23 protein-coding genes and 2 pseudogenes are annotated in these 26,188 nt (G+C 70.2%); 10 read left to right on the top strand and 15 right to left on the bottom strand.

Features of this window, described 5'->3' with window-relative positions; all coding sequences use genetic code 11:
* Positions 1 to 6: 6 nt before the first annotated feature.
* From AB0C46_RS01670 to AB0C46_RS01650, 5 genes and pseudogenes are all read right to left on the bottom strand, one after another.
* Complete coding sequence (locus AB0C46_RS01670; RefSeq protein ID WP_362824850.1) at positions 7 to 522, bottom strand: hypothetical protein; 516 nt, start codon at positions 520 to 522, stop codon at positions 7 to 9.
* A 455-nt stretch (positions 523 to 977) separates the two neighbouring features.
* Positions 978 to 2,414 carry an MFS transporter gene (locus tag AB0C46_RS01665; protein WP_362824848.1) on the bottom strand — a complete coding sequence of 479 codons (1,437 nt, stop codon included), beginning with the start codon at positions 2,412 to 2,414 and terminating at the stop codon, positions 978 to 980.
* 318 nt (positions 2,415 to 2,732) lie between these two features.
* Positions 2,733 to 3,296 (bottom strand): GNAT family protein, encoded by a 564-nt coding sequence (locus tag AB0C46_RS01660; protein WP_362825162.1) that lies wholly within the window; start codon positions 3,294 to 3,296, stop codon positions 2,733 to 2,735.
* 182 nt (positions 3,297 to 3,478) lie between these two features.
* Complete coding sequence (locus AB0C46_RS01655) at positions 3,479 to 4,417, bottom strand: 2-dehydropantoate 2-reductase (protein ID WP_362825161.1); 939 nt, start codon at positions 4,415 to 4,417, stop codon at positions 3,479 to 3,481.
* Positions 4,412 to 4,951, bottom strand: a pseudogene (locus tag AB0C46_RS01650) (DUF6817 domain-containing protein); the annotation flags it as partial. The gene AB0C46_RS01655 and the pseudogene AB0C46_RS01650, both read right to left, overlap by 6 nt.
* A gap of 440 nt (positions 4,952 to 5,391) precedes the next feature.
* Here AB0C46_RS01650 and AB0C46_RS01645 point away from each other — a divergent pair.
* Positions 5,392 to 6,540, top strand: a complete 1,149-nt coding sequence (locus tag AB0C46_RS01645) for a serine hydrolase domain-containing protein (protein ID WP_362824847.1) — start codon at positions 5,392 to 5,394, stop codon at positions 6,538 to 6,540.
* A gap of 66 nt (positions 6,541 to 6,606) precedes the next feature.
* On the opposite strand, the gene AB0C46_RS01640 is transcribed toward AB0C46_RS01645, so the two are convergent.
* The gene (locus tag AB0C46_RS01640; RefSeq protein ID WP_362824845.1) at positions 6,607 to 7,224 is read right to left on the bottom strand and encodes a PadR family transcriptional regulator; all 618 of its coding nucleotides are present in this window, start codon (positions 7,222 to 7,224) and stop codon (positions 6,607 to 6,609) included.
* 96 nt (positions 7,225 to 7,320) lie between these two features.
* Between AB0C46_RS01640 and AB0C46_RS01635 the strand changes: the two genes are divergently transcribed.
* The gene (locus tag AB0C46_RS01635) at positions 7,321 to 8,520 is read left to right on the top strand and encodes an FAD-dependent monooxygenase (protein WP_362824844.1); all 1,200 of its coding nucleotides are present in this window, start codon (positions 7,321 to 7,323) and stop codon (positions 8,518 to 8,520) included.
* Between the two features lie 153 nt (positions 8,521 to 8,673).
* Here AB0C46_RS01635 and AB0C46_RS01630 read toward each other — a convergent pair whose 3' ends face one another.
* From AB0C46_RS01630 to AB0C46_RS01605, 6 genes and pseudogenes are all read right to left on the bottom strand, one after another.
* The gene (locus AB0C46_RS01630) at positions 8,674 to 9,597 is read right to left on the bottom strand and encodes an aminoglycoside phosphotransferase family protein (RefSeq protein ID WP_362824843.1); all 924 of its coding nucleotides are present in this window, start codon (positions 9,595 to 9,597) and stop codon (positions 8,674 to 8,676) included.
* Positions 9,598 to 9,830: 233 nt separating this feature from the next.
* On the bottom strand, positions 9,831 to 10,418 hold the full coding sequence (locus AB0C46_RS01625; protein ID WP_362824842.1) for a GNAT family N-acetyltransferase: 588 nt from the start codon (positions 10,416 to 10,418) through the stop codon (positions 9,831 to 9,833).
* 234 nt (positions 10,419 to 10,652) lie between these two features.
* Positions 10,653 to 11,141: an IPT/TIG domain-containing protein gene (locus tag AB0C46_RS01620; protein WP_362824841.1), complete on the bottom strand. Its 489-nt coding sequence runs from the start codon at positions 11,139 to 11,141 to the stop codon at positions 10,653 to 10,655.
* 124 nt (positions 11,142 to 11,265) lie between these two features.
* Positions 11,266 to 12,477, bottom strand: a pseudogene (locus AB0C46_RS01615) (IPT/TIG domain-containing protein); the annotation flags it as partial.
* Positions 12,478 to 12,643: 166 nt separating this feature from the next.
* On the bottom strand, positions 12,644 to 13,387 hold the full coding sequence (locus AB0C46_RS01610) for an IPT/TIG domain-containing protein (protein ID WP_362824840.1): 744 nt from the start codon (positions 13,385 to 13,387) through the stop codon (positions 12,644 to 12,646).
* 124 nt (positions 13,388 to 13,511) lie between these two features.
* Positions 13,512 to 14,162 carry a hypothetical protein gene (locus AB0C46_RS01605; RefSeq protein WP_362824839.1) on the bottom strand — a complete coding sequence of 217 codons (651 nt, stop codon included), beginning with the start codon at positions 14,160 to 14,162 and terminating at the stop codon, positions 13,512 to 13,514.
* Positions 14,163 to 14,687: 525 nt separating this feature from the next.
* On the opposite strand from AB0C46_RS01605, the gene AB0C46_RS01600 reads away from it, so the two are divergent.
* The gene (locus AB0C46_RS01600; RefSeq protein WP_362824837.1) at positions 14,688 to 15,119 is read left to right on the top strand and encodes a protein-tyrosine phosphatase family protein; all 432 of its coding nucleotides are present in this window, start codon (positions 14,688 to 14,690) and stop codon (positions 15,117 to 15,119) included.
* A gap of 38 nt (positions 15,120 to 15,157) precedes the next feature.
* Here the strand turns inward: AB0C46_RS01600 and murJ are convergent, their stop codons facing one another.
* Complete coding sequence (murJ, locus tag AB0C46_RS01595) at positions 15,158 to 16,759, bottom strand: murein biosynthesis integral membrane protein MurJ (protein WP_362824835.1); 1,602 nt, start codon at positions 16,757 to 16,759, stop codon at positions 15,158 to 15,160.
* Between murJ and AB0C46_RS01590 the strand changes: the two genes are divergently transcribed.
* Entirely contained in the window at positions 16,731 to 17,000 is a 270-nt protein-coding gene (locus AB0C46_RS01590; RefSeq protein ID WP_362824834.1) for a hypothetical protein, read from the top strand. The genes murJ and AB0C46_RS01590 overlap by 29 nt on opposite strands.
* A gap of 269 nt (positions 17,001 to 17,269) precedes the next feature.
* On the opposite strand, the gene AB0C46_RS01585 is transcribed toward AB0C46_RS01590, so the two are convergent.
* Entirely contained in the window at positions 17,270 to 18,349 is a 1,080-nt protein-coding gene (locus tag AB0C46_RS01585) for a S1 family peptidase (RefSeq protein WP_362824832.1), read from the bottom strand.
* A gap of 598 nt (positions 18,350 to 18,947) precedes the next feature.
* On the opposite strand from AB0C46_RS01585, the gene AB0C46_RS01580 reads away from it, so the two are divergent.
* The 3 genes from AB0C46_RS01580 to AB0C46_RS01570 all read left to right on the top strand — a co-directional run bounded on the left by AB0C46_RS01580 (position 18,948) and on the right by AB0C46_RS01570 (position 22,778).
* A complete protein-coding gene (locus AB0C46_RS01580) occupies positions 18,948 to 20,105 on the top strand; it encodes an acyltransferase (protein ID WP_362824831.1) in 1,158 nt (385 codons plus the stop codon).
* Between the two features lie 233 nt (positions 20,106 to 20,338).
* On the top strand, positions 20,339 to 21,397 hold the full coding sequence (locus AB0C46_RS01575; RefSeq protein WP_362824830.1) for a class I SAM-dependent methyltransferase: 1,059 nt from the start codon (positions 20,339 to 20,341) through the stop codon (positions 21,395 to 21,397).
* 133 nt (positions 21,398 to 21,530) lie between these two features.
* The gene (locus AB0C46_RS01570) at positions 21,531 to 22,778 is read left to right on the top strand and encodes a glycosyltransferase (RefSeq protein ID WP_362824829.1); all 1,248 of its coding nucleotides are present in this window, start codon (positions 21,531 to 21,533) and stop codon (positions 22,776 to 22,778) included.
* 216 nt (positions 22,779 to 22,994) lie between these two features.
* Here the strand turns inward: AB0C46_RS01570 and AB0C46_RS01565 are convergent, their stop codons facing one another.
* Positions 22,995 to 23,909: an alpha/beta fold hydrolase gene (locus AB0C46_RS01565; protein WP_362824827.1), complete on the bottom strand. Its 915-nt coding sequence runs from the start codon at positions 23,907 to 23,909 to the stop codon at positions 22,995 to 22,997.
* A 133-nt stretch (positions 23,910 to 24,042) separates the two neighbouring features.
* Between AB0C46_RS01565 and AB0C46_RS01560 the strand changes: the two genes are divergently transcribed.
* From AB0C46_RS01560 to AB0C46_RS01550, 3 genes are all read left to right on the top strand, one after another.
* Positions 24,043 to 24,651: a TetR/AcrR family transcriptional regulator gene (locus AB0C46_RS01560; RefSeq protein WP_362824826.1), complete on the top strand. Its 609-nt coding sequence runs from the start codon at positions 24,043 to 24,045 to the stop codon at positions 24,649 to 24,651.
* A gap of 230 nt (positions 24,652 to 24,881) precedes the next feature.
* The gene (locus AB0C46_RS01555; protein ID WP_362824825.1) at positions 24,882 to 25,646 is read left to right on the top strand and encodes an ankyrin repeat domain-containing protein; all 765 of its coding nucleotides are present in this window, start codon (positions 24,882 to 24,884) and stop codon (positions 25,644 to 25,646) included.
* A 254-nt stretch (positions 25,647 to 25,900) separates the two neighbouring features.
* On the top strand, positions 25,901 to 26,179 hold the full coding sequence (locus AB0C46_RS01550; protein ID WP_362824824.1) for a hypothetical protein: 279 nt from the start codon (positions 25,901 to 25,903) through the stop codon (positions 26,177 to 26,179).
* The last annotated feature ends 9 nt before the right edge of the window (positions 26,180 to 26,188 follow it).

Genomic DNA, 26,188 nt, shown 5'->3' with positions numbered 1-26,188 from the left:
GTGTGGTCAGCGCTTCTTGCAGGCGTTGATGCGGACCGTCGCGCTGGTGTGCTTCACCTGCTTGGTATGCGGGGTGTACCCGGGCGGGAAGGTGACCACGCCGACCGAGGCGCCGGTGTAGTTCTGCCGCTTGATGCAGCGGCGCGCGGCGTTCTGGCTCACCTTGTTCCGTCCGGCGTTGACCTTGGCGCCGCTCTGCTTGTACAGCGTGCCGTTCTTGTACAGGCCGACGCGGAGGGCCAACCGCGCAACCGACTTGGAGCACTTGATGTCGGCGGTGACGTTCACCATGTGCCGGTTGTCGGCGTGGGCGTGGTGGGAGTAGTGCGGGAGGTGCGTGGTGATCTTGCAGGTGATCACGTCACCGCTGCGGGCATCGACCGTGCGTACGGTGGTGGCGCCGGTCGCGGTGCCGGGTCCCGCATCGGCCGGCGACGATGCGCCGGCGGTCCCCGCTCCCATGGTCAGTGCCAGCACGCCGGTCAGCGCTCCGGAAAGCAGCGTCCGCTGTACAGTCCTCATGAATCTCCCCCTGTGTAGCGCCCGTTGGGGCGCGGCTGATGCACCGTCACCTCTCCGTGCCGATCCGAGGTTCGGCGCGCTGGCCACATGATGACGCATCAGAGCGACGGGCGCAGGCATATCGCACATATACGGCTGTCGGCATCGAGCTCGGCGGGAACGACACACTTCGCGGGAAACGGGATAGCCGAGCCGGCGCCCAGCGGACCCTCACTGCTGGAAGATCTCCAGCATGCCCTGCACCCCGGCGGGAGATATCACGCTCTCTATGACGTTCGCAGATTCCTGCGCGGCGGCGGCGCCACGTGGGGGCACGACGGTGTCGTCGCAGGCCTGGAGATCGCCGCACGGATCGCCCGCTGAGGACTGCGGGCAGCTGCCGCCGGCCCGGGCCCGCTGCGCCCGGCCGCACGTTCGGACGCGCCGCCCGGGACCTGCACGTCTCGATCGCCGCATCAGGAGCCCTGGCCGACCGAGCTGGGGTCGGCCGCCGTTGACCGCTCGGGGCGGGCCGGACGGTCCGCGGCGCGTGCGGTGAAGATGCCGAGGGCGCAGAGGACGGCGAAGCCGAACAGCAGCCACCGTGCCGAGCCGAGCATCGACCGTCCGCCCAGACTGACCAGGAGCCCGGCGACCGCCGTGCCGAACGCGGTGGACATCGTCGTCACGGTGGCGATCGCGGCGGCCGCCAGCCGGCCTTCTTCCGGGTCCGCGCCGGCCGCCATCGCGGCCACGGACAGGTGCGGGTAGGCGATCCCGATGCCCGATCCGGCGATGCACAACACCGGCACCCAGATGACCACCCACCAGGTCGGCGCGTTCTCGCGCTGCAGCAGCCCCTGGACGAGGAAGCCGAGCGCGAGCAACATCGGGCCGAGGGTGCGTAGTCGGCGCAAGGTGCGCTCCCGGACCGCCGATGAGCTGCCGATCTGGGCCAGCGACCATCCGAGGGAGACGGCCGCCCCGAAGAAGCCGGCCGCGAGTGGGGGCAGCCCGGCCAGTCGTTGGCCGAACAGCGGAATGAACGACTCGACAGCCACGCCGAAGGCCAGCAGACCGAGCGTCAGGTAGACCCACTTCAGCGCGGAACCCGCCCGGTACGTCGCGCCGGGGAAGACCCGTCGCTCGCTACGCCGCTCATGGGCGACGAATCCGACGACCAACAGCAGCGCCACCGCAAGGCCGGCTGCCCTCGCCAGGGCGTCGTGCCGGACTCCCGCCACGCTGACGGCCGCGGTGGCGGCCATGACCAGCACCAGCGATCCGACCGGGACCGGAGTTGTCACGCCGCTGCGTTCGCCTCGGGGCAGCACCCGGGGCACGATCGCGCCGCACACCGCCGCGACCCCCGCCATCAGGACGAACGCCAGGCGCCACGAGCCGAATTGGGCGAACAGGCCGCCGAGCGCCGGACCGGCGAAGTTTCCGACGCCGTACATCGCCGACATCAGCGCATTACCGCGGGTCCACAGCCGGCGTGGCAGAGCCGACCGGATGACGGCGAAACCCAGTCCGGACAGCAACCCGGCGCCGAGTCCCTGAATGCCGCGGCCCACCAGCAACACCGGCATCGTCCAACTCGCCGCACAAGTCAGTGAGCCCGCCAGGAACAGGGCGAATCCGAAGAGATAGGCACCGGCGCTCCCCCATCGTGCGAGGAACCGGCTGACCAGCATCGTCGCGACCACCATGGCGACGAGGTAGAGCGTCATGTTCCACGCATAGAAACTCTCACCGCCGATATCGGCAACGGCGGTGGGCAACATGCTCGACGCCAGATAGATGTTGACCGCGCCGACGAGCACGCCGACGGCCAGCACCAGGGCGGCTCCGCGATGCTCCGGGCCCAAAAGCTCCCGCCAGCGGGGCGGGGCGGAGAGAGCGGGAGTCACGCGATCACCTCCCTCAGCGCGATCGGGGTCGTCCTGCGTACGGTTTCGGTGGTGGTCGGCCTGCCCCGCACGTTCGACGGGCTCCACGGCAGGCCTCGGGCCGGGCAGTTCGCTGTTGTCGGCAGTCATGACTTCCAGCGTTCCATTGAACTGGGCCCGGAGACTTTGTGCCGTATCCGGCCGACGGTGCAGGGCCGGTGGGCGGACAACCCTCAACCGAGGGTTGAATCCGGCGGGCCGCCAGGATCGGCATCGACGCGCCCGGAACGTCCCTGGGTGGCGGCACCGGGGCCGGTGCGGGACCGGTCCCGGCCGTGGTCAGCGGGCGGTTTCCCGCTGCCGGCGCCATTCGGGGGCCAGGACCGTCCAGACCTCCATGTCGTGGCGTACGCCTCGGTACGGGTAGCTTTCCCGCTGTACTCCTTCGCGCACCATGCCGAGCCGCCGGGCGACGTTGATGCTCGGGGTGTTGGCCGAGGACGCGATCCACTCCACGCGGTGCATCCCCCGCACCTCGACGGCCCAATCGATGAGTACCCGGATCGCGCGCGTGATCAGCCCGCGCCCGACGGCCGACTCCTCCAGCCAGCAGCCGATCTCGCAGCTGCCGAACGCGACGTCGAAGGTCCGGAACAGCACACCGCCGACGAGCACGCCGTCACACCAGATGCCGTAGAGACGACCGCTGTCGGCAGCGGCCTTGTCCGCGTACATCTGCAGGAACGCCGTGGCGGACGTGAGGTCGGTGGCGCTGTCCGGCAGCGCGACATACCGGCCGATGTACTCGCGGCCCCGGTCCATGTGCGCGAGGTACTCCCCGGCATTCCACGGCTCCAGCGGCCGCAGCTCGGCGCCGTCATCACCCAGCGATACCGCAAACACCCAGTCCCCCTGCACCACACGACTCATACGCGCCGGCTCTGCTGCTGCACGAACCCGGCACGAGCGGCGCCGGCTCCGCCGCCCGTGCACTGCGCCCGAAATAGTCCCACACAGGTGCGACCATCGGCCCCGCCTGCTCTTTTGCCGTCCCCCACCCCCTGTTCCGGCCGCAGAAGGCGCGCTCAGTCGGCGCTCAGCTCGGCCGTCAGCTCGGCCGTCAGCTCGGCCGTCAATCGGACGGCCACCGGCACGGGTACGCCGTGTCGCTCGGCCGCCCGGAGCAACGCCCCGCCGATCGCATCGAGCTCCAGGGGCCGGCCGGCCTCCGCGTCACGCTGCATGGACGACTTGCTGCCGGCCGGGAACGCGTCGTACAGGGCCAAGGCCTTCGCGGCATCGGCCGGCGCACCGCAGGCCCGGCTCACCGCGGCGGCTTCCTCGACGAGGGCCACCAGTTCCTCGCGTCGCTGGGTCCGCACCTCACCGATGGTGCGCCCGTACCGCGTGGTGAGCAGGGCGAAGGGGGCGAGGAAGGCCAGCTTGGCCCAGAGCGCGGCGGTCTCGTCCTCCACCACACGTGTGCGCACCCCGGCGTCCTCCAGCATCGCGGCGAGCGGAGCGAGGCGTTCATGTGCTCCGGCCAGATCGATTTCCGTGAACGGGCTGCCGTGCTCGATGGTGCCGGGAGCGGTGCGGGTCGACTCGACCCGGATGATGCCCGGCGCGACGCGCTCCGAGCTGTAGCGGCCGCGCAGCAGGGACGGATGCTCGATGCCATTGAGCAGCGGCAGCACCACACCGTCACCCAGTACGCCGGGCGGGATCCGCTCCAGCGCCACGTCAAGAGCGGTGTGCTTGACGGCGATCAGGCACAGATCGGCCGGCTCCCGCAGCTCGGTGTCCGCCTCGACCCTTGCGGTGAAGTCGCCGAACTGCCCGCTGCGCACCCGAAGGCCGTCCTGGCGCAGGGCCCGGGCCGTGGCTTCCCCGGCCACACAGATCACTCGGTGTCCGGCCCGGGACAGTACGGCGGCGAGGAGGCCGCCGACCCCTCCCGGGCCGAGCACCGCCACGGTCCATGGGCGGGGTGCGGCTGTTCCATCAGCAGGGGTGGTGAGCACGGTGTGGCAGTCCGCCCACGCGGACCGGCTCAAGAGCGGTCGAAGGCGGGTGAACAGGGTGAGCAGATCAGCGCCGGCCGCTTCCCGGAAGGCGGGGTCGACGCGGGCGATATCGAGTTCGTTCGCGGCCGACAGCTCGGCGAAGTCCCGTCGCAGCCCGAGGTCCGGTGTGAAGGTGCGGCCGGTGAAACGGTCCCGGAAGGCGGCCTCGGGATCCGCGAGTGTGGGATGGGAGGAACGCCGGTCGCAGCTGGCGTAGAAGTACACGAGCGCCTCGGCCTCGGCACCGATCACCGCTGCCAGTTCGTCGCGCCGGTCGAGCGGCAGGAGAGACGTGGCAAAACCGTCGGTGCCGTAGAACGCGTGGCACAGGCCCGCCAGTTGCAGGGCGGGGCGGGCGCCCCAGGCGGCGAGCTGTTCCCGCACACGGCGAAGGTGAGCGAGGAGGGTACCCCCGGGGTGATCGAGGGTATCGGCATCCAACTCGCGCAGTAGCGCGATGACTTGGGATGTGGCGGAAAGAGGTACGGACATGGGGTCGGGCTCCTCTCGGATGTGACGGGTCGACACCTGTCGGGTGCTCCCCGCATCCCGCGGACGGTTCCGTCCGGTGCGGAGAGCGGCACGGTTGCCGCCCTTGGGCCCTGCGCTGATCATCGACGCGGCCGGAATACCTGTCAATCCTCGGATTTTCCCGGCGAGGACCGCTCCGGTCGCGTCTGCCACTCCCCGTAAGGCGCCGGTGAACGTGCCGCCATCCTGTCGGTGGGGTGGGGCGGGATGGGAAGGGGGTGGGACGGGATGGGCGTGGGACGGGGTGAGGTGGGATTCGGTGTCCGGTCGGAGCGGGCCGGACGCACAGGGCGGGCAGTGCGGGCGTCGGCCGATCGGGTCGGCTTCGGCGGCTTCCGCCCGATGATTCCGCGCCGGGGCGGGAGTCTTGGTTCCGACTGACAAACGGGAAGGTGGCACGCATGACCAACCTGCACGACACCCTGGACAGGCACATCAGCGACGGGCCGGTGCCCGGGGCGGTGGGCCTGGTGGCTCGCGGTGACCGGACCGAGGTGCAGGCCGTCGGCTCGGTCGATGCCGACGGCACGTCCCCCATGGCCAGGGAATCGATCTTCCGGATCGCCTCGCTCACCAAACCCGTCATCGCCGCGGCGGTCATGATGCTGGTCGAGGACGGCCGGATCGCGCTGGACGACCCGGTCGGGCACTGGCTGCCGGAGCTGGCGTCGCCCTCTGTCGTCCGCACACCGGACGGACCGGTGGACGAGGTGGTCCCCGCCGCCGGACCGATCACCGTGGCCGATCTGCTCACCTCCCGTGCCGGACACGGTTTTCCGTCCGACTTCTCGCTGCCGGCCGTCGGACCGCTGTTCAGCGAGCTGAAACAGGGACCGCCGCAACCACAGTTCGTCGCGGCGCCGGACGCCTGGATGGCGGCGCTGTCCCGCATTCCGCTGCTGCACCAGCCGGGCGACGGCTGGCTGTACAACACCTCTTCCGACATTCAGGGAGTGCTGATCGCCAGGGTCTCCGGCCGTCCGTTGCCGGAGTTCCTGGCGGAGCGGCTGTTCGAGCCGCTCGGCATGGTGGACACCGGATTCGAGGTGCCGCCCGGCAAGCTCGACCGGTTCACCAGCTACTACCGGGCCGATCCCGAGGACGGCCTGCAGCTGGTCGACGCCCCCGACGGGCAGTGGAGCCGCCGGCCGGCGTTCCCGTCCGGCGCCGGGGGCCTGGTCTCGACCGCCGACGACTGGCACGCCTTCGCCCGGATACTGCTCGCCGACGGAAGCGTCGAGGGCCGCCCGTTGTTGTCGGCGTCCTCGGTACGGCGGATGACCACCGACCACCTGACTCCGGCCCAGCGCGAGGCCGGCAGGGTGTTCCTGGACGGCCAGGGCTGGGGTTTCGGCGGCTCGGTGGACATCGAGGCCATCGAGCCCTGGAATGTGCCGGGCCGCTACGGCTGGGTCGGCGGCACCGGAACAGCAGCGCACCTCACCCCGTCCACCGGCACCGTCACCATCCTGCTCAGCCAGCTGGCACTGACCGGCCCGACGACGCCCGCCCTGATGCGGGACTTCTGGCGGTATGCGGCCGACACCTGAGAGGCCCGCGGGGGGGGCGGAGTCGACGGTCGGGGCGGACTGGTGTGAGGACGCGGCCGCCTGCCCCTACTCGTCCGAAGTCGACTCGGACGCCTCCTGGAACGCCGCGAGCATCTCCGGGGACCACGCCAGACTGCCGTCCCGAAGGTCACCCAGCACGCCCTGGAGCCATCGCTCCTCGGCGCCGAGGACAGCCAGCAGGTATTCGTTCTCGATCAGAGTGATGCGCGGCAGTCCGGTCGCGGCGTCGGCGGTCTGGCGCTCCAACTCGGCGCGTCGGTCCGCGAGCCGGGCCGCACGCCGTTCCAGGATCGGCAGCACCTCGGCCGGGCTGAGCATGAGCATGTTGGACAGTGCTGCCGGGAATACCGGGAACTCCGACTTGGGGACTGCCAGCATCTGCTCCAGCCAGTCACGGGTGACCGCCCGGCCCTCGTCGGTCACCTCGTAGACAGTCCGCTCGGGGTACAACTGGTCGCGCTCGGTCTGCCGGACCGCGATCAGCCGACCGGCCTGCAGTCGCTCGATGGTGCGGTAAAGCCCCGCCCGCTGGCCGACGTTGACGACATGCACCTTGCCCCACCGCTTGAGCAGTTGCTGGATGCCGTACGGGTGCAGCGGCCGGTAGTGCAGCAGCGCCAGCACCGTCAGGCCGAGCGGCGAGCTTTTCACGGTGGCGGTCATACCCGGCATCGTAGTCAGCGAAGAAACTAGTTACACTTCTACTAGTTGCATTGCAACTATATCTCCAGCAGCATCCAACCAGCCTTGGGAGGGGACATGAGCAACAACGGCATGCACGGTGCCGGTGTGCGGACGGCATTGGTCATAGGGGGCGGCGTGGCGGGCCCGGTGGCGGCGCTCGCGCTGCACAAAGCAGGCATCAGGGCAACGGTCCACGATGCATACCCCACCGCGGCGGACGGCGTGGGGGCCTGGCTGGGTTTGGCGCCGAACGGCCTGGCGGGTCTGGCGGCGGTCGGTGCCGCTGCGGCGGTCAGGGCCGTCGGGCGGCCGGTGCCCGGTGTGGTGATGGCGGACGGTGCCGGGAATCGCCTCGCCGCGTTCGGTGGTTTCCCCGAGCTGCCCGCCACACTGACGATGCCGCGCGACCGGCTGTTCCGGGCACTGACCGACCATGCGGTCGCCGAGGGCGTTTCGTTCACCTACGGCAAGCGGCTGGTCGCCGCCGAGGAGTCGCCCGACGGCGTCACCGCCCACTTCGCCGACGGGACGTCCGCAACTGGCGACATCCTGATCGGCGCCGACGGCATCCGCTCCACCGTCCGCACCATGATCGACCCGCAGGCACCCGCCCCCGAGTACGGCGGCGTAGTCAGCTTCGGTGGTTACGCGGCGGCGGACAGCAGGGTCGATGTCGAGCCCGGTGCCATGCATTTCGCGTTCGGTCGCGCCTTCATGGGCTACTGGCGGGGTCCGGACAAGCGGCTGATCTGGTTTGCCGGTCTGCCGACGGACACCCCGCCGAACCCGGCCGAACTGGCTCAGGTGTCTGCCGCCGAGTGGCTCACCAGGCTGCGCGAGCTGTACACCGGCCATGTTCCGGGCGAGCAGTTGCTACGGCATACCGGCCCCGACGAGCTGATGGTGGTCGGCCGGATGGAGGGCATGCCGTCCGTACCGCACTGGCACCGTGGCCGGATGGTGCTGGTGGGCGACGCGGTGCACGCCCCTTCCTCGACTTCCGGTCAGGGCGCCTCGCTGGCCATCGAGAGCGCGGTCGAGCTGGCCCGCTGTCTCCGCGATCTGCCCACGCCCCACGAGGCGTTCGCCGCCTATGAGCGCTTGCGCCGTCCGCGGGTGGAGGCGATCGGCCGCAGTGCCGCGGCCGTCAACAGGGTCAAGGCCGGCAAGAGCGAGCACGCGCCGGTGTTCCCCGGACCGGAGGAGATGTTCCGCCCGCTCCACTTCCATCGGATCGAGTGGGAGGAGAAGGTGGGAGCCGGCGTGTCGCGCTGACGGGCACGGACGGAGAGGGGCGGGGCGTTGCCGGGCCATTTCTGATGGCGCGGGGCAGTCACTGTCCCGCGCCCCGACGGCCTCCCGCGGAATGTCCGCCCGCCCCCGTCGTCGATCTCACGGACTCGGGCGCGGATCTTCACCGGGGGCGGGTCAACGGTTCCGCAGCGACTCCGCGATGGCGACGGAGGACGGGGCGAGCGCCGTCTCTCCGTCGTCGATGTCCCATAGCGAGTTCTGTAGCAGCCGCCCCAGCGTCCAGCCGGTCGCACCTGCACGGTCCAGGCCAAGGGCCTCGGTGAGCAGGTCGAAGCGGCGCCGCACGATGCGCAGCGTGTCCCCCTTCGCGACGACGTCGTCCCATCGGCTGTCCAGGGCGGGCCACAGATCGAAGCCGGGATCCCCGGCGAGCGGCTCGGGATCGATGGCGAGCCACGGCTCGCGTTCCGCGGCGAGCACGTTGTCGTAGTGCAGATCCCAATGCAGCAGCCGGTCGCCGGGGTCGCCGACCAGCTCGGCCACCGCCGACGCCCAACCGCGCAGGAGTTGCTGGTCGGCCGGGTCGGCCAGAGCGGTGGCCGCCTGCGGAACCTGTTCCAGCATCTCGGTGGCGATGTCTCCGAGGCTCCGCAGTCCCTGCGGCGCGGGGACGCGGACCAGCCGAGCCTGAAGCTCGGCGAGGATGCCCATCGCAGCGTCGTCGTCCTCGATCGATGCCAGTGTGCGGGCACCGTCCAGTCGCTCCAGGAGCATGGTGCTGCTCCCGGGATCGTGGCCGAGCAGCCGCACCATCCCCGCGCCGTTCCAGGTACGCAGCCCGATGACTGCGGCGGCGGTCTCCTCCCTGGGCATCTGGAGTTTGAGGACCGCGGGCGTGCCCTCCTTGCGTAACACCGGCAGCACCAGCGAGGCTTCCCCCGCTCCGGCCGCGCCGTCCCGCTTCAGCTCCCAGCGGTCCAGGAATTCCGCAGCGAGAGCCGGCAGTGCGGTGATCCAGGCCGTCCCTTCCTCGCCAAAGCCTCTGGCGTACGACGACGCCAGGTGTTGTGGGACCTCGACCGCCTTCAACCTGCTCATATCGGCTTCCTTCAAAGGGAGTTGAGCTCCCGCCGCAACCTACCGGAGACAGTGGACGGCATGGCTTGGGCTGTGGACCGTCGTGCAGCCTCGGGCGGCCCCGATCACCTCGCCGGCGTTCACCAGCCCTCTTCCGCCTCAGCACACGGCACGGTCACGCGCGGGTCTTGAGGCGTCTCCAGCAGGTGAGGCCGCAGGTCAGGGCGGCGAGGGCATCGTGCAACAAGATCGCGTTACGAGCTCTGGGGCCGGTAAATGCAGGCCGCCAGCGGCGCGTACACCTTCCAGTCCAGTGTCTCGTACAGCGCACGCCCCTCGTCGGTCGCGCCCAGTACGCCGAGGGTCGCGCCTTCGGAGACCGCGTGATCGGTGAGGGTGCGCATCACGAAGGCACCCAGGCCACGGCGGCGATGGGCCTGCTCGGTCGTGACGCCGTCGATGACCGTGGCCCGCCCGAGGAGCGCCATCTGCCCCTTCGCGGCCAACTCGCCTGCCGTGTCGCGAACTTGGACGTAGGCGACGCCGTCGCGGGCCTCCACCGACGCGGTGTAGCCCTCGGGTGCCCTCGGCACCGTGGGCCGGAGGTCCGTAGCCATCAAATGACCTGACTCACCCTTGTCCACCACCCAGCCCTCAGGGAGCCAGTGTCCGACCCTCTCCGGCTCCATGGGCACCTTGAGCCAGGTGTACGGCACGGTGGCCGAGGCGGCGGCCTCGCGCACCGCGAACTCATCGGCGTCCGGCAGGACATGGCGCCCCATTTGCTCCGGCCGGCCGACCTCGATATAGAGCCCCCAGGGCCGTTCGGCCGGCCTCGGCATGTGTCGCGATACGACCCAGCCGGACACCCAGGTCCTGACCAGTTCCGGAACCATCAAGCCCTCCCGAAGTAAGTGTCACCTTCCAGGAGTGGATATTACGACACGGTGTGGCGCCGCGGCATCTCCTTTACGGGGGCTCCCCAGAACCTCCGAGCGGGGAGAGGGCGCACCGCCGGGCCTCCGCACATGCACCCGGCGGGAGAAGGGCTGCTGGCGCCTCGGTCCGCAGCGGCGTCAGATACCCGGGGGCGAGACTCGGGTGTAGGTCTTCGGGGTGCTGGTGCCACCGGGGGTGGTGACGGTGACATCGACCGGCCCAACGGCTCCGGCTGGCACGTCGGCCACGAGGTGGGTGTCGGAGACGACGGTGAACCCGGTGGGCAGTCCGCCGAAGAGCACCGTGGTCGTCTGGGCGAAGTTGCTGCCGGTGAGGGTGACGGTGCTGCCGCCGGAGGTGGACCCCTGGTTCGGAACCAGAGTCGTGATGCTGGGCGCCGCCAGGTAGGTGTAGGAGACCGCGTTGCTCGTCCCGCCGACAGTGGTGACGGTGACCCCCGTCAGCCCGGCGGTTCCCGCCGGGGCCACGGCGGTGATCTGGGTGTCCGATACCACCGTGAACGCAGTGGCTGCGGTGGCCCCGAAGCGCACCGCGGTGGCCTCGATGAGGTGAGTGCCGGTGAGCGTGACGGTGTTCCCGCCCGAGAGGGGGCCCGAGAGCGGCACGACGCCGGTGAGGACCGGGGGGCTGACGTAGAAGTAGGACTTCGGGAGGGTGCTGGTGCCGCCGGGGGGTGGTGACGGTGACGTCGACCGGCCCGGCGGTGGCCGCGGGGACCACGGCGGTGATCTGGGTCGGGGAGACCACCGTGACGGAGGTCGCCGGGGTGGCGCCGAAGAGGACCGAGGTGGCTCCGGTGAGATCGGTGCCGGTGAGCGTGACGGTGTTCCCGCCTGATGTGCTCCCCTGGTTGGGGCTGACGCCGCTCAGGGTGGGGGCCCCGGAGTAGGTGTAGGAGAGGCCGTTGCTGGTGCCGCCCGAGGTGGTGACGGTGATCTGTACGGTGCCGGTTCCGGCTGGGGCGACGGCGGTGAGGTGGGTGTCGGAGACGACCGTGAAGGAGGTTGCCGGTGTGGCGCCGAACCGCACCGCGGTGGTGGTGGCCAGGCCCGTGCCGGTGAGGGTGACCGTCGTCCCGCCGGTGGCCGGACCGGAGGTGGGAGCCACCGAGGTCAGGACCGGCACGGGTGCGGAGACATAGGTGAACGACACACCGTTGCTGGTACCACCAGGCGTCGTGACCGTCACCTGAACAGTGCCCGACCCCGCAGGCGCCGTCGCCGAAATCTGCGAACCCGAAACCACGGTAAACGCAGCCGACACCCCACCAAACCGCACCGCCGTCGCACCCGAAAACCCCGAACCCGACAACGTCACCACCGTCCCACCAACCGCCGGACCCGAACTCGGACTCACCGAACCCAGAACCGGCACAGGCGCCGAAACATAGGTGAACGACACACCATTACTCGTACCACCAGGCGTCGTAACCGTCACCTGAACAGTCCCCGACCCCGCAGGCGCCGTCGCCGAAATCTGCGAACCCGAAACCACGGTAAACGCAGCCGACACCCCACCAAACCGCACCGCCGTCGCACCCGAAAACCCCGAACCCGACAACGTCACCACCGTCCCACCAACCGCCGGACCCGAACTCGGACTCACCGAACCCAGAACCGGCACAGGCGCTGTGACATAGGAGAAGGTGACGAACTGGTTGCTGGTGCCGCTGGGGGTGGTGACGGTCACCTGGACCGTTCCGGTGCCGATCGGGCTGGTGGCGGTGATCTGGGTGTCGGAGTTGACGGTGAAGGACGTCGCCTGGGTGGCGCCGAAGCGGACGCCAGTGGCGCCGGTGAAGCCGGTGCCGGTCACCGTCACCTGGGTGCCACCCGCGGTGGAACCGGAGGTGGGGGAGACGGAAATGACGGCGGGCGTGGCTGCGGCCAGCGGCTGCACGGCGGAAATGGTGGGAGGGGGTACGGAGCGATTCACGGCCATGGTCCTTTGTGGGCGTGAGCCCCGGCCGGCCCCATGGGAGGAGCAGCGGGCCGAGGCTCGTCAAGGGAGGTGAGGTAGGGCCCGGGCAGGGAGGGGCGCCCCCTGCCCGGGCAGGTTGTCCGCGCGCCTGATCGGACGACCAGGCCATCGGCGGCTCGGGGTCCGGTCAGATGCCGGGACCGGCGAGGTAGGTGTAGCCGTTGGTGGCGACGGCACTGCCACCGCTGGTGGTGATGGTGACATTGACGGCACCCACAGCGCCGGGCGGGGTGACGGCGGAGATGCTGGTGTCACTGATGACGGAGAACGGTGCGAGCGTGCCGCCGAAGTCGACCGACTGCGTGGTGCTGAGGCTGGTGCCGGGGATGGTCACCGCGGTACCGCCGGACGCCGGGCCGGAGTTGGGGTTCAGCGTGCCGACCGTGGGCGCGTCGACGTAGGTGTACGACAGGCCGTTGTTGGTGCCGCCCGCGGTGGTGACCGAGACGCCCACCGGCCCGGCCGCCGCGCCCGTCGGCACGGTGACGGTCAGCTGACTGTCATTCACCACGGTCGGAGTCGCGGCGGTGGCGCCGAAGTTGACCGCGGTGGCGGTGCTCAGACCGGTGCCATTGATGGTGACGGTGTTGCCGCCCGCGGTGACGCCGGTCACCGGGGAAATGCTGGACTTGAACGGCGCGCCGACGTAGAAGAACTGCAGCGGGTTGCTGGTTCCGCCGGGTGTGGTCACGGTCACCGGTACGGCGCCGGTGCCGGACGGGGACGTCACGGTGACCGAGGTGGGAGTGTTGCCGGTGATGGTGGCGTTCTTCGTGCCGAACTTCACGGCGCTGGCGCCGGCGAGGTTGGTGCCGGTGATGGTGACCGTGGTCCCGCCGCCGGTCGATCCCTGGTTGGGGGAGATGGGCATGATGATGCTCCTTCGGTGAAGTGTGTGTGAGAGGGGGGCTCAACCAGGACGGATGGCTGTGTGCGCCGTCGACGGTTGAGGTGGTGCCTGGTGGAGCATTCGGCCGAGATCTCGGGCCGGACCGTCAGGTGCAGCCCATGACGCTGCCTGACGGAGCACAGTTGTCCGGGGTGTTGTCGCGCACCGCCGTGCCCAGCAACGTCACACCACCGGAGTTGACGTAGATGCCGCCGCCCCCGCCGGAGGTTGCCTGGTTACCGGTGACGGAGCTGGTGGTCAGCGTGACGCTGCCGTTGTCGTTGTAGATGCCGCCCCCGGCGACGGCGGTGTTGCCGGTGACGGAACTGGAGAGCAGCGAGACCGTGCCCCCCAGATTGGAGAGGCCGCCTCCCGGGTACGGAGACGCCGCGCTGCCACCGCGGAGGGTGAGACCCACCGCAGTCAACTGGCCTTTGGTACCCGGCACGTTCGCGGCACCCTCCACCTGCAGAATCCGGAAGGCCGGCACGTTCGGTGCGCGGGTGATGGTGACTCCCAGACCCAGCAAGGTGATCGGGGTGGTGATCGGCGGCAGCCCCACCGGCCCGTGGGGCGAACTCCCGTGAGCACTGGTGAGCTGGTAGGTGCAGAACGGAACGAGTGCCAGGGTTTCCCCGCCGGCGGCGTTCGCCGCGTTGATCGCGTTCACCAGCGAGGCCTCGCTGCACAGCACCGGGACCTGGGCTTGGGCCGTGGTCGGGACCGCGGCCATTGCCACGGTCAGTCCCATGGTCATCGCACAGACCCCGAGAATCGATCGCAACGTGCGGACAGTTCGCATGACGCCCCCAGGAAGAGGTGACGTGAGCTACCGCACCAGCCGGCACCCACGAAGGGGAACCGGGAGGTACATACACTTCCTCAAGCGGGAGGGCGCCTGCCGCAATGCCAGGGCGGCACCGCTGCCTGCACTCTCAATCGGGAACAAGGGCAGGCCAGTTGCCACTTCCCCGAGAGGAATGGGCAGCCCACCGGATTGGAATATGACCAGTTACCCACCGGGGTGAGGACACCTGCAAGGGCCTTGACGCCGCCTCACCCGATTGGCAGAGCGCGCAAATGCAGGGGCGCAGAACACCGGCGCCGCCGCTGGGCTCCGATCCTGATACGCCGAGCGCTGACGCACACCGGGCGCCGGGCACCGCACACCGGGCACCGGCCGGCCCGTCGATGGCGAGCGTCAGCAACTACCCCTGAATGCCCGGTCCTTGATGGGTTCCACCTACCGATCCACTGAGCGGGTGACCGATACGGTGAGCGGATGACCGATACCTGGAACGCTACCGACGCCGGGGTCCTGAGGCTTCCGTCCGGGCGTCTGATCCGAGGCCGGGGGCTTCGCCGACCGCTGCCGGCCGGCCCGGCGCCGGACTTCGCCGTCTATCTCCTCGGCAAGCAGCCGCCCGAGGTCCCGTGGGAATTCCAGTGGCTGCGCTGGCCCGACTTCCGGCTGCCCAGCAGCCACCCCCAGGCCCAAGCGATGCTCCGTGCGGCATGGGCGCGTGCCGGGACCGAACGCGTCGAGATCGCCTGCGCCGGTGGCCGGGGCCGGACCGGCACAGCCCTGGCCTGTCTCGCTGTCCTGGACGGCGTACCGGCCGGCGAGGCAGTGGACTTTGTACGCCGGAACTACGATCCCCGGGCCGTCGAAACCCCCTGGCAGAAGCGCTATGTCCGCCGCTTCGCCGACTGAACGGCGACAGCCCGTCGGCCGCCTCCCCCGACCCGGGCTCAGCGGCCGAGGCGTCCCCGGACCATGCCGACCATGGCGCTGAGCTCCGACACCCGCATCCAGTGCGCGAGGAGCACAAAGACGCCGAGCAGGACACTGCCGCCGGCCAGCAGCGTCACGAGTGAGCCCAGGGCGTCGCTGCCGACGGCCTGGGTGACCGCGTACGCCACACCGCCGCCCGCGAGCGCCGCGGGGGTCGCCGCGCCGATCAGCCGGGCATAGGTACGCAGGACGCGTGAGCCGTCCAGGTCGCCGCCCAGCCGCCTGCGCAGTCGGCGCCAGGCGGTTCCGACGCCGACCGCGTAGGCCAGACCGTAGGAGGCGGCCATTCCGGCGACGGCCCAGTGCGCCGGGAGGAGAGCGAAACACGCCCCGGACGCGGCGGCGTTCACCACGGCGACGATGACGGTGTTGTAGAAGGGGGTCCGGGTGTCCTCGTAGGCGTAGAAGCCGCGCAGCACGACGTATTGCACCGAGAAGGGAATGAGTCCCGGGCCGAAGGCCATGAGAACGTAGCCGATACCCCGGGCGCCCTCGGCGCCGGAGCCGGCGTAGAGCAGGGTGGCCATCGGTACACCCAGCGCCAGGAAGGCGAACGCACAGGGCACGATGGCGACGGCGGAGGTCCGCAGGCCGTAGGAGATGTCGTCGCGGATCGCGGTCACGTCGTCGTTCTGGACCGCGCGCGACATCCGGGGCAGCACCGCGGTCATGACCGACACGGTGATGATGGCCTGCGGCATCTGCCACAGCAGCAGGGCGTAGTTGTAGGCGGTGATACCGGAGCCGGTGTGCCCGGCCCGATCGGCGAGGGAGCCCGCCTTGGTCGCCAGTTGGATCACGACGGTCTGGCCGAGCTGGTTGGCGAGTACGAAGAGGAGCGTCCATTTGGCCAGGCCCATGGCCCTGCCGAGGCCATGACCGCGGAAGTCGAAGCGCGGGCGGAGCTTGAACCGGGCGTCGCGCAGGTAGGGCAGCATCGCCAGCGCTTGCACGACCAGGCCCAGCAGGGTGCCGAGGCCCAGGAGCCGTACCCCTTCGGGGGTGATGGTGGAGGGGCTGACGCCGGAATCGGTGAAGCCGCCGAAGGCCCAGATGAAACCGCCGAAGGCCGCGATGGTCACGAGGTTGTTGAGCACCGGGGTCCACATCATCGCGCCGAAGCGGCCCCGGGCGTTGAGGATCTGTCCGAGCACCAGGTGGGCGCCCATGAAGAACATGGTGGGCAGGCAGTACCGGGCGAAGGCCACGGTGACGGCCATCCGCCGCGGGTCGGCGGCGATATCCGGCGACATCAGGTGCACCAGGAGCGGAGCCGCCAGCACACAGATGACCGTGACACCCGCCAGCACCACCATGACCAGGGTGATCAGACGGTTGGCGTAGGCCTCACCACCGTCGTCGTCCTTCTTCATGGCGCGCACGAGTTGCGGTACGAAGACGGCGTTCAACGCACCGCCGCCGACCAGGAAGTAGATCATCGAGGGCAGGACATTGGCGACCTGGTAGGAGTCGTTGAGGGTGCCGACGCCGAGCGCCGCGGCGATGACGAGCGTGCGGAGGAACCCGGTGATGCGGGAGACGATGGTGCCCGCCGCCATGACGGCGCTGGACTTCAGCAGACTCGGTGAGCCACCCGCCGCCTTCGGCTCGGGTATCGGCTCACCGGCCTGCGACGGGAGCGGAGCGCTCTGCTCCCCCGCCGGATTCCCGCCGTCCGCCCGCGCTGAGTCCTGTGGCGCGGCCGTCCGGCCGGACGGCACCCCTCCGCTCCCGGCGGCTCCGGGCAACGGCGGATTCTCCGCCGAGCCGTCGTACGCCGCGCGCGACGCGGTCGCGTAGTGGTTCCCCGGGCGTGGCCGCAGAGGGACCGCGTCATCCGGCAGGTGGCCCCCCGGTTCCCGACCGTCGTTCTCCTGCCCCTGCGCGTTCATGCCTGCCTCACCCTGTCCACCCCCGGCCCGTCCAAGGGCCCCGTCGTCGCTCGACAGGACACTCTTTCATCTGCCGGCTGACGTCCCGACATGTGGCTGCCTGCTCAAGGGACGTTCTGGTTCTCCGGGAGAGGCTGGGTGAGCGGTGCCGGGCTTCCTCGTATACCTCGGGCCGGATCAGCCGATCTGTGCCCCGGTCTTCTCAAGGGCCTCGCGCACCGGCTGGTAATAGGTCACGCCACCCGAGGAACAGTCGCCCCTGCCACCTGAGGTCAGGCCTAGCGCGGTGTCATCCTCGAAAAGCGAGCCGCCGCTGTCCCCGGCCTCCGCGCAGACAGCGGCCTGGATCAGACCGTCGACCGATCCCTGCTGGTAGTTGGCTGTCACCTCGAGCGCGATGACGTCACCTTCGTGCACCTGCGTGGAACCGCCGCTGCGCTGCACTTTCTGGCCCACGATCGGTTCGCCCGCCTTGGCGATGGGCTGCATGCTGCCGTTGTAGAGATCCACCTCGCTGGGGTGCACGATGCCGGTGGCGGTGTACTTCACGATCCCGAAGTCGTCACCGGGGAAGGTACCGGCCTCGGTCACCGCGATCTCGTCACCCCCCTGCGTCGCGGACCAGCTCCGCACGGCATTGGTGCAGTGCCCCGCGGTCAGGAAGTACGGCTGTCCGCCCTTGGTGACGTTGAAGCCGAGCGAGCAGCGCGCTCCGGTACCCCAGATGGCGTCGCCGCCGGCGATCAGCGGCTGCAGGGTGTCCGCCGACCGTGTGACGGCGGCCCGGTCACCGAGCGCGGCGGCGACCCTCTTGAGCTGCTCCAGCTTGTCACCCTGCACCGTGCGGTCGGCGTTGATGACCACCTTGTTGCGCCTGGGGTCCATCCCCCAGGAGGTGCCGGGGATCGCGGCCTGCTTCTTGAGGGTCGCGCGGGCGGCGTCCAGCGAGGCGAGCGAGTGCTTGACGATCCTGGGTTCGGCGCCGGCCGCCCGTGCCTTGGCCGCGGCGGCCTCGGTGGTGACGTTGACGATGAGCTTGTGATGCTCGGCGTCGTAGTAGGCGCCCGCCCCGTCGGCACCGAGGGTGGAGCTGATGCCCTTGGCGCGCTGGCCGGCGGCGGTGGCCGACGGGGGGTCGGGGGTCCGGGCGGGGGCGGCATCGGCGGTCTGCAGGCCGAGTGTGGCGGCGGTCAGGGCCACCACCAGACCGGCACCGGTGAGGGCGGTGCGGGGCGTCGGTACGCGGGTGGGCTTCAACTCGGAACCTCTGGTGGGGAGGGGACCGGACGAGGGGCGTCGGGCCGGATGCGGTTGCTTCGCTTCCTGCCCGGCCCCCTCAAGGGGCGGTGAGCACCGCCTGCGGCCCGAGGGCGTGACATCGCGGCGCGGACGTATCCCTTCCTGGCCGCGCTGCGCACCACACCTGCCCGGCCACAGGTCCGCAGGAATCACCTGTACGGCCGGTGGCCGGTCCGGCGCAGCGTTCGCCGCGGTACGGGAATTCCGGCATGCGTGGTTCGCGGAGGGCTTTCTGCCGGTCCGGGGAACCCACCAAGGTGGCGATTCTTCGCGCCGGGTGACGTCATGCCGACGCGGCCGCCAAACGCTGGACCGTACGAGTGAAATCGGGTCACCCACCCTATGCACAGGGCGTGCCGCGGTGGCTCAATCGTGCTATCCGCGCGACGGGCCGCCCATTCCTCCGCACGGGGCAAGGACCAGTCCTTCCCATCCGATCCCGGGCGTCCCACCGGCGCAGCCATAGGTAGATGAGTGGTGCCACGGGCCCGGGCGTTTCCGCCGCAGGAGGCCTCTCGTGCACCATCATTCCGGTCCGTCGTCCGAGTCAACCGCCATGGCGGGAAGCCCCCTTGCCGATCACCGGGACGCGAAACCGCCGGGCACGAACAGCGCGTCCCCTGCTCCCAAGCGGTTGTCTTCGCTGACCGGTCTGCGCTTCGCCGCCGCGGTCGGAGTTCTCTATACGCACAGCATGCTGATGATCAACCCTCATCTCGCCGAGACCCTCGGGCCCGAAGTGTGGGTGGGCGGGAGTGCGGTCTCGCTCTTCTTCATTCTGAGCGGCTATGTGCTCACGCACTCCGCCCGCCCGGACGACACCGCCCGCGCTTTCTGGCGTCGGCGGGCCGCCAAGATTTATCCCAATCACCTCCTCACCTGGTGCGTGGTCGTCGGCGCGCTCGCCTGTGCCGGTGCGACGACCCTCACCAAGGGATCCGGGATAGCGGCGAGTCTCTCCAGCCTCTTCCTGGTGCACACCTGGGTACCCAGCCACCTTTTCGTCTCCGCGGGCAACCCGGTGTCCTGGTCCCTCGCGGCCGAAGTGTTCTTCTACCTGCTCTTCCCCGTGATGCTGCCCTGGATCAAGCGGCTGTCGCCTCGTGGGCTGCTCATCGGCGCGGCCACGGCGATCGCGGCCGTCTGGTTGTGGCCGGTGTTCTGTGCGTTCGCCGTCAACCCTGACGGCTCGTCCTTTCCCGAGTACTGGTTCCTGTACATGCTGCCGGTCACGCGGCTGCCGGAGTTCGTCCTCGGCATGCTGGCGGCGCGTATCGCCTCGTCGGGACTCCGGATTCCGCGGATCGGCGTGATCCCGGCCGCGCTGGGTGTCATCAGCGCGATCGTCGTGAACCCCGAGTTCCTGCCGCAGCGCTTCCTGTACGCGGCCTCGACCGTGGCCCCGCTCGTCGTGCTGGTGTACGCGACCGCGGAGCTGGATCTGCACGACCGGACCTCGCTGCTGCGTACCCGGCCCCTGGTGCTCCTCGGTGAGATGTCCTACGCCATGTATCTCACCCACTTCCTGGTGCTGGGGCTGCTGTACCTGGGGCTGACGGGCCACGGCTGGAGCAATCTCAGTGTGGTGCTGGTCGGCCTTCCCTTCGTACTGCTGACTTCGTGGCTGCTGTACGCAGGGGTGGAACGGCCATGTGTGCGTCGTTTCTCCACGCCTCGTGCCCGTGCTCGTACCCGTGCGGCAGCGGCCTCGTGAGCGCCGGACGGTGCCCTGGCCGGCCGCGGGCGCAGCTGCCCTGGCGGGCTTTCCTGCCGCGGTGCGCGATCGGGGCGGCGCAGCAGCAGGTGGCCGCTCGCCTCGGCCGGCCGGTCCGGCTCGGTCTGCTTGCGGTACTGCCCAGGAAAACCAACCTCGTGTATCGCGCCCACCATCAACACCGACAGCCACGCCCACGCCACCAGGACTACAGCTGAAAGGGGCTCCCCGTGATGAACAAGCGAAGCGAGCAGATCGCCGCCCACAGACCCCGCTACCAGGACGAACTGGCGCATGGGCTGGAGCAGTTCTTCGATCCGGAGCGCACCACCTGTCCCTGGTGCACCTCCGCCCGCCTGCGCCGGCGTCTGTGCACCACCAACCATCCCCAGCGCAAACCGGGGAACTTCGTACTCGACCAGTGCCGCAACTGCGGGCACGTCTTCCAGAACCCCCGGCTGAGCGCGGACGGGCTGGATTTCTACTACCGCGACTGCTACGACGGCCTGGGCGAAGCAACGATGGCGCGGATGGCCGCCTCGCCCCTCGCGGTCAAGCTCTACCGGACCCGCGCACGGGCACTGCTCCCGTTCAGCCGCCCCGGACGCTGGCTGGACGTGGGGACCGGCCACGGCCACTTCTGCGCCGAGGCCAGGAGAATCCATCCGCGTACCGAGTTCCACGGGCTCGACTGGGGCGAAGGCGTCGAGATCGGCGTACGCAACGGCCGCCTCGCCCGTGCCTACCGGGGCTCCTTCGCCGGTCTGGCGGGCCAGCTCAGCTGCCAGTACGACGTGGTGAGCATGTACCACTACCTGGAACACACGCTGGCGCCGCGGCAAGAACTGGCCGCCGCGCATACGGCGCTCCGGCGCGGCGGGCACCTCCTGATCGAAGTCCCCGACCCCCAGTCCGCCGCCGCCCGGTTGCTCGGCCGCTGGTGGGGCCCATGGCTCCAGCCGCAGCATCTGCACCTCATCCCCCTGGACAACCTCTGCGGGGCGCTGACCGAGCAGGGTTTCACCGTGGTGGCGACCAACCGGCGGGAGCCGCACATCCCGACCGATCTGACTTCCGCGGCCGTGAACGTGCTCAACTCCGTGCTGCCGGGCGAAGATCTGCCCTGGCTGCCCAGGAAGCCCGGCCCGGTCAGCCGCTGGGTCCGCAGGCTGTCCCTGCTGGCCGCCGCACCCGCGCTTCTCGTCCTCTTCGGACTCGACATCCTGCTGGCACCGCTCACCCGGCGCACCCGTCTCTCCAACGCCTACCGGGTGATCGCACGACGGGACTGACAGCCGCCGCCCTGCACAACCGTGCGGAAAATCAAGCGCTTTCGGCTCCACGGGGCTGCGGTGGATAGCCCACCCGAGTGAAGCACCACGTGGTCGGAATCGCCGGAACTCAGGGAACGGAACACTGCCGACCATGCACATCCTGATCGCTACCGCCGGTTCGCACGGGGACGTCGCTCCCTACACCGGCCTCGGTGCCCGGCTGCGGCAAGCCGGACACCGGGTGGTGCTGGCCACCCATGCCCGCTCGGCCGAGACGGTCCGCCGCAGCGGCCTCGGCTTCCGCCCGTTACCGCTCGACCGGTACGCCACCTCGGGAGCGGGCTCCCGACAGGGAGACGGGTCGGGGCAGGGCGGCTCCGGGGCGGATCTCTCCAAGGTCGAACAGATACGGCTGGCCAGGGAATTGGCGCCGGAGATGGCCGATGCCGTGACGGAGGCCTGTGCAGCGGGGGCGGAAGTCGTGCTGCTGTCCAGCAGTCTGGCGCCCTTGGGGCTCGTGGCGGCGGAGGGTCTGGGACTGCCCAGCCTCGGCGTCTTCCTGCAACCCCTCGCGCCTACACGGGAGTTCCCGCCGGTCATCTTCGACATGCCGTCGATGGGACCGTTCGCCAACCGGGCTGCGGCACGGTGCGCCGAGTCCTTGCTGACCCGGGCCTTTGCCCCTGGCGTGCGCCATCTGCAGCGGCGGCTGGATGTGCCGACGGCCGCCCTCGAACGCCGGCGGGCCACGTGGCCCGTCCAGCACGGATTCAGCCCGGTGGTGGTCCCCCGGCCTGCCGACTGGCGGCCGGGGATGGAGGTGGCGGGCTACTGGTGGCCGTCGGAGGCCCCTGGCTGGACGCCGGAGCCCCGGCTCGCGGACTTCCTGCGGTCCGGTCCGCCACCGGTGTATGTGGGATTCGGCAGCATGCAGCCAAGCGATCCGGAGCGACTCGGGCGTCTCGTGGCACGCGCCCTGAAGCTCGCCGGAGTACGCGGTGTCGTCCAGGCGACCTGGGCCGGTCTTTCGGTGGACGGTGACGATGCGCTGACGGTGGGCGAGGTGCCGCACGCCTGGCTGTTTCCGCGGATGTCGGCCGTCGTCCATCACGCGGGCGCCGGAACCACCGCGGCCGGTCTGCGCGCGGGGGTGCCGGCGGTCCCGGTGCCGATGATGCTGGACCAGTCCTTCTGGGCGTCACGTCTCACCGCCCTCAGGGTCAGTCCAGGAAAGGTGCCGTTCCGGCGGCTGTCCGTGGAGGGCCTGGCGGAGGCCGTACGGAAGGCCGTGCACGACCCCCGGTACCGTCATCGCGCCCGGCAGGTCTCGGCGTTGATCGGCGCCGAGGACGGCGCCGGCCGGGTCCTGACGGCCGTGGAGCAACTGGCGGGGCGGTGACACGGGGGGGGCGGGACCGCCGTCACCGAGGTCTTGATGAGGTGGCGGCGCCAGGTCGCTTGTTGAAGGGAGCGGCACACGCCGGTGTGGCCGGGGCGGAGCGGCCCTCTGCTCCTCCCCGGCCGCCCGGCCGCCCCACTGCGTCACCGGGTCACCGGGTCACCGGGTCACCGGGTCACCGGGTCACTGGTCACATCAACCAGCCCCAGGGCCAGATCAGTTGATGGAGTCCATAAAGCTCACCATGCGGCTGTTGACCTGCTCCGCGTGGTCGATCTGCGGTCCGTGGCCGGTGTCGGCGATGATCTCGACGCGGGCGCCGGGCACCAGACGCGGAACGCGTTCCCGCTGCCGTTCCGGGTGCACCAGCAGGCTCCGCTTGCCCAGCAGCACATACAGCGGGGTACGGATACGGCGCATTTCCGCTTCGGTGAGGGGGAGCGGGGCAGGGCGGCGGATGCAGTAGGCCCGGACGCCGAGCTGCACCATCTTCCTTAGCTCCGGCACCACCAGGACCGGCTGTTCGAGCCAGGAGGCCAGCCGCGGACGTATCGCCTTCGGCGCGAAGGATGCCAGAAGGCTGACGAAGACCCAGCTGAAGAACCGGATCCCCACCTTCTCCAGGCCGCCCGGGTCCAGCAGAGTGACCGAGGCCAGCCGGCCGGGCCGGTGCAGCGCCTGGTTGAGGGCGAGCCATCCACCGTAGGAGGACCCGACGAGGTGGACACGGTCGAGCCCGAGGCCGTCGAGCGTCTCGTCCAGCCACTGGGCGGCACGTTCGGGCTGATGGATGGGTTCGTCCTGCACACTGCGGCCCGCGTCGCCGATGGTGTCGACCGCGTAGACCGGGCGCTCCGCGCTCAGTGCGGCGACGTTCGGGTACCACTGCGACGAGTTGCCCCCGGCGCCGTGCACCAGCACCACGGGGGTCCGGGAAGCAGCGCCGGGATCGGCCGGCCCGTACCGGTAGACATGGGTGGTCCCGAAGCGGGTCGCCACGTCCAACTCCCCTTGCGGGGCCGGTCCCAGTGCGTAGACGGCGTCGCAGGCGGCGAAGTACCGGTCGCGCAGGGCCTCGTTCACATAGCGGCCGACCGCGGGATTGCGATCACGTGTCTTGGTTCCAGGCATGGCAGGCCACCTCCGGACAGCAGATTTAGTGGTACCACCGTATCACCAACGTGATACACCGGTATCATGCAGCCGTGCCACAGGCCGGACAGAACGAACCAAACGGAACGAACGAAGCGGAGGGCACGGGCTGATGCCGAAGCGGGTGGACCACGAGGAACGGCGCGCACAGATCACCGAGGCGCTGGTCCGGGTGGCCGGGCGGCGCGGTCTGCACGCCGTCGGGATGCGCGATGTCGCCACCGAAGCGGGGGTTTCCCTCCGGCTGGTGCAGTACTACTTCGAGACCAAGGAAAAGCTGCTGCTCCATGGCCTGCAGTGGCTCACCACCGGACTCAGCGCCCGGATCGCCGACCGGGTCAGGGCCGCCGGGGACGCTCCGGGACCACGGGAGGTGATCGAGGCCGTGCTCCTCGAAGCACTGCCCACCGACGAGGAGAGCCGGGCCTTTCACCTCGTGTACACCGCCTACGCCGTGCTGGCCGTGACGGACGAGGCACTGGCCGCCCAGCCGTTCATCGACGGCCCCAACGCCACCGAGGATGTGCTCGCCGACCAGCTGGAGCGGGCACGCAAGGCCGGTCTCACCCCAGCCGACCTGGACGTACGCACCGAGGCGATCAGTCTGCTCGCCCTGTCGGCCGGCCTCGGCACCAGCGCCCTGGTCGGCCAACGCACCCCGGAGGCCGCCGCGGTGATCCTCCGCCATCACCTGGACCGGATCTTCCCGAGCGGCGGGTGAACCGGCGCTTCCCTGCGGGCGGTTGGGATCGCGGGCGGTGGTCACCACGGACCAGTGGGGCCCGCGGACGGGTGGCACCGCACGGCGACGGGTGACACACGCCTACACCGAACGGCCCGTGCGGCATGCCGAACCCCGCCCGCCGTCGCCGGATGCGCCACGACCGCGGCGGCCTCGGGCGGGCCGTCGTACGCTTCGCCGAAGCCGGCTCTCCCACGCAAGGACTCTGCATGACCGAGGCGTTGACCCCACAACTCATCTCTGCCATCTACGCGAACCAGGCAGGCACGGTGGAAGCGCTCCTGCGGCAGGGCGCTTCCCCCACCGCACCGGACGCCGACGGGGAGACGCCGTTGTACCTGGCTGCGGTGTCGGGGCAGTTGGACATCGTGCGACTGCTCCTCGAAGCAGGAGCCGCACCCGATACGGAGAGCAGAGGGCAACCGGGAAGTGACGGGCTGCCGCTGTGCGCGGCGGCCTGCTGGGGTCACGAGGAGGTGGTGCGCGCACTGCTCGCGCACGGCGCCGACCCCGACCTGCGGGAGGATGACGGCACTTCCTACACCCCCTTGATGTGGGCGGCCACCCATGGCCACCACCGGACCGCCCAGCTCCTGCTGGAAGGACAGGCCGATCCGGACGCGGGCCACCGCGACCGCACCCCGTTGATGGCGGCAGCCGAGCGGGGATCGGTAGCGGTCGTGCGGGCTCTGTTGCACCACGGCGCCACCCCGCAGCTCACCGATGCACAGGGCCGGACGGCCTGGCACATCGCCCACGACGCGAGCGGCAAGGACATCGAGAGCGAGCTGCGCCGGAAAGCGGGCGTGACTCAGGACGCCCGGTGCGAGGTCCGGCGCAGCCCTCGCCCCGAGGGCACCGAGCTGGTCGAGCTCACCGTCCACGCGCCGGACGGAACCCACGCGAGCGAGTACCACCAGGAGACGGGGCACGCCGCCATCGTGGCGCTGCTGGAGCAGAACACGCCGGATTGAGGCCGCCCGCCACGGGCGGCGCACAAGGCCCAGAACGCGCCCCGGCCCCCGTGATCGGGGCCGGCCCACAACCTGCGGATTCGCGCACATCGACCACATTCGTAGGATTTCTGCTTTTCTCAGTCTTCTGTCTGCATTGTGCAAAACCATGGGCGTTGACGGGATGAAGAGAGCGCCACAGGTGCATGGTCATTCCTGCCCGGCCACAGGCAGGGCAGCCACCATCACGGCAACGCAGAAAGGCATGATCCTCAATGATTGACGGGTTCAAGCGCGCCATCGCTCTCGGCGCCGCCACCGTGGCCCTCGCCGGAGGTGCGGTCTTCTCCTCGGTGGGAGTCGCCTCGGCCACGCCGTCGCACCACGGCGACCACTCCCCCACGAAGCACGTCGACAGGGGCCGGTGTCACATGGTTCATGGACACTGGGTCCGCGTCTGGCACCCGGCCTGGCGGGACCGGCACGGCCACCGCCACCCGGGCCACTGGACCCGGATCTGGCACCGGGCCCACCTGGTGTGCCACAGACACTGAGCACGCAGA

The organism is Streptomyces sp. NPDC048637 (assembly GCF_040650675.1).
Taxonomy (GTDB): Bacteria; Actinomycetota; Actinomycetes; order Streptomycetales; family Streptomycetaceae; genus Streptomyces.
The sequence above is the reverse complement of the archived record's forward strand: the minus strand, read 5'-3'. Positions and strand labels throughout refer to the sequence as shown.

Coding starts and splice junctions, on each gene's coding strand:
- AB0C46_RS01670 (WP_362824850.1), bottom strand. CDS start 522: ATGAGGACTGTACAGCGGACGCTGCTTTCCGGAGCGCTGACCGGCGTG.
- AB0C46_RS01645 (WP_362824847.1), top strand. CDS start 5,392: ATGACCAACCTGCACGACACCCTGGACAGGCACATCAGCGACGGGCCG.
- AB0C46_RS01640 (WP_362824845.1), bottom strand. CDS start 7,224: ATGACCGCCACCGTGAAAAGCTCGCCGCTCGGCCTGACGGTGCTGGCG.
- AB0C46_RS01635 (WP_362824844.1), top strand. CDS start 7,321: ATGAGCAACAACGGCATGCACGGTGCCGGTGTGCGGACGGCATTGGTC.
- AB0C46_RS01630 (WP_362824843.1), bottom strand. CDS start 9,597: ATGAGCAGGTTGAAGGCGGTCGAGGTCCCACAACACCTGGCGTCGTCG.
- AB0C46_RS01625 (WP_362824842.1), bottom strand. CDS start 10,418: ATGCCGAGGCCGGCCGAACGGCCCTGGGGGCTCTATATCGAGGTCGGC.
- AB0C46_RS01610 (WP_362824840.1), bottom strand. CDS start 13,387: ATGCCCATCTCCCCCAACCAGGGATCGACCGGCGGCGGGACCACGGTC.
- AB0C46_RS01605 (WP_362824839.1), bottom strand. CDS start 14,162: ATGACCATGGGACTGACCGTGGCAATGGCCGCGGTCCCGACCACGGCC.
- AB0C46_RS01600 (WP_362824837.1), top strand. CDS start 14,688: ATGACCGATACCTGGAACGCTACCGACGCCGGGGTCCTGAGGCTTCCG.
- AB0C46_RS01590 (WP_362824834.1), top strand. CDS start 16,731: ATGCGGGAGACGATGGTGCCCGCCGCCATGACGGCGCTGGACTTCAGC.
- murJ (WP_362824835.1), bottom strand. CDS start 16,759: ATGGCGGCGGGCACCATCGTCTCCCGCATCACCGGGTTCCTCCGCACG.
- AB0C46_RS01580 (WP_362824831.1), top strand. CDS start 18,948: ATGGCGGGAAGCCCCCTTGCCGATCACCGGGACGCGAAACCGCCGGGC.
- AB0C46_RS01575 (WP_362824830.1), top strand. CDS start 20,339: ATGAACAAGCGAAGCGAGCAGATCGCCGCCCACAGACCCCGCTACCAG.
- AB0C46_RS01570 (WP_362824829.1), top strand. CDS start 21,531: ATGCACATCCTGATCGCTACCGCCGGTTCGCACGGGGACGTCGCTCCC.
- AB0C46_RS01565 (WP_362824827.1), bottom strand. CDS start 23,909: ATGCCTGGAACCAAGACACGTGATCGCAATCCCGCGGTCGGCCGCTAT.
- AB0C46_RS01560 (WP_362824826.1), top strand. CDS start 24,043: ATGCCGAAGCGGGTGGACCACGAGGAACGGCGCGCACAGATCACCGAG.
- AB0C46_RS01555 (WP_362824825.1), top strand. CDS start 24,882: ATGACCGAGGCGTTGACCCCACAACTCATCTCTGCCATCTACGCGAAC.
- AB0C46_RS01550 (WP_362824824.1), top strand. CDS start 25,901: ATGATTGACGGGTTCAAGCGCGCCATCGCTCTCGGCGCCGCCACCGTG.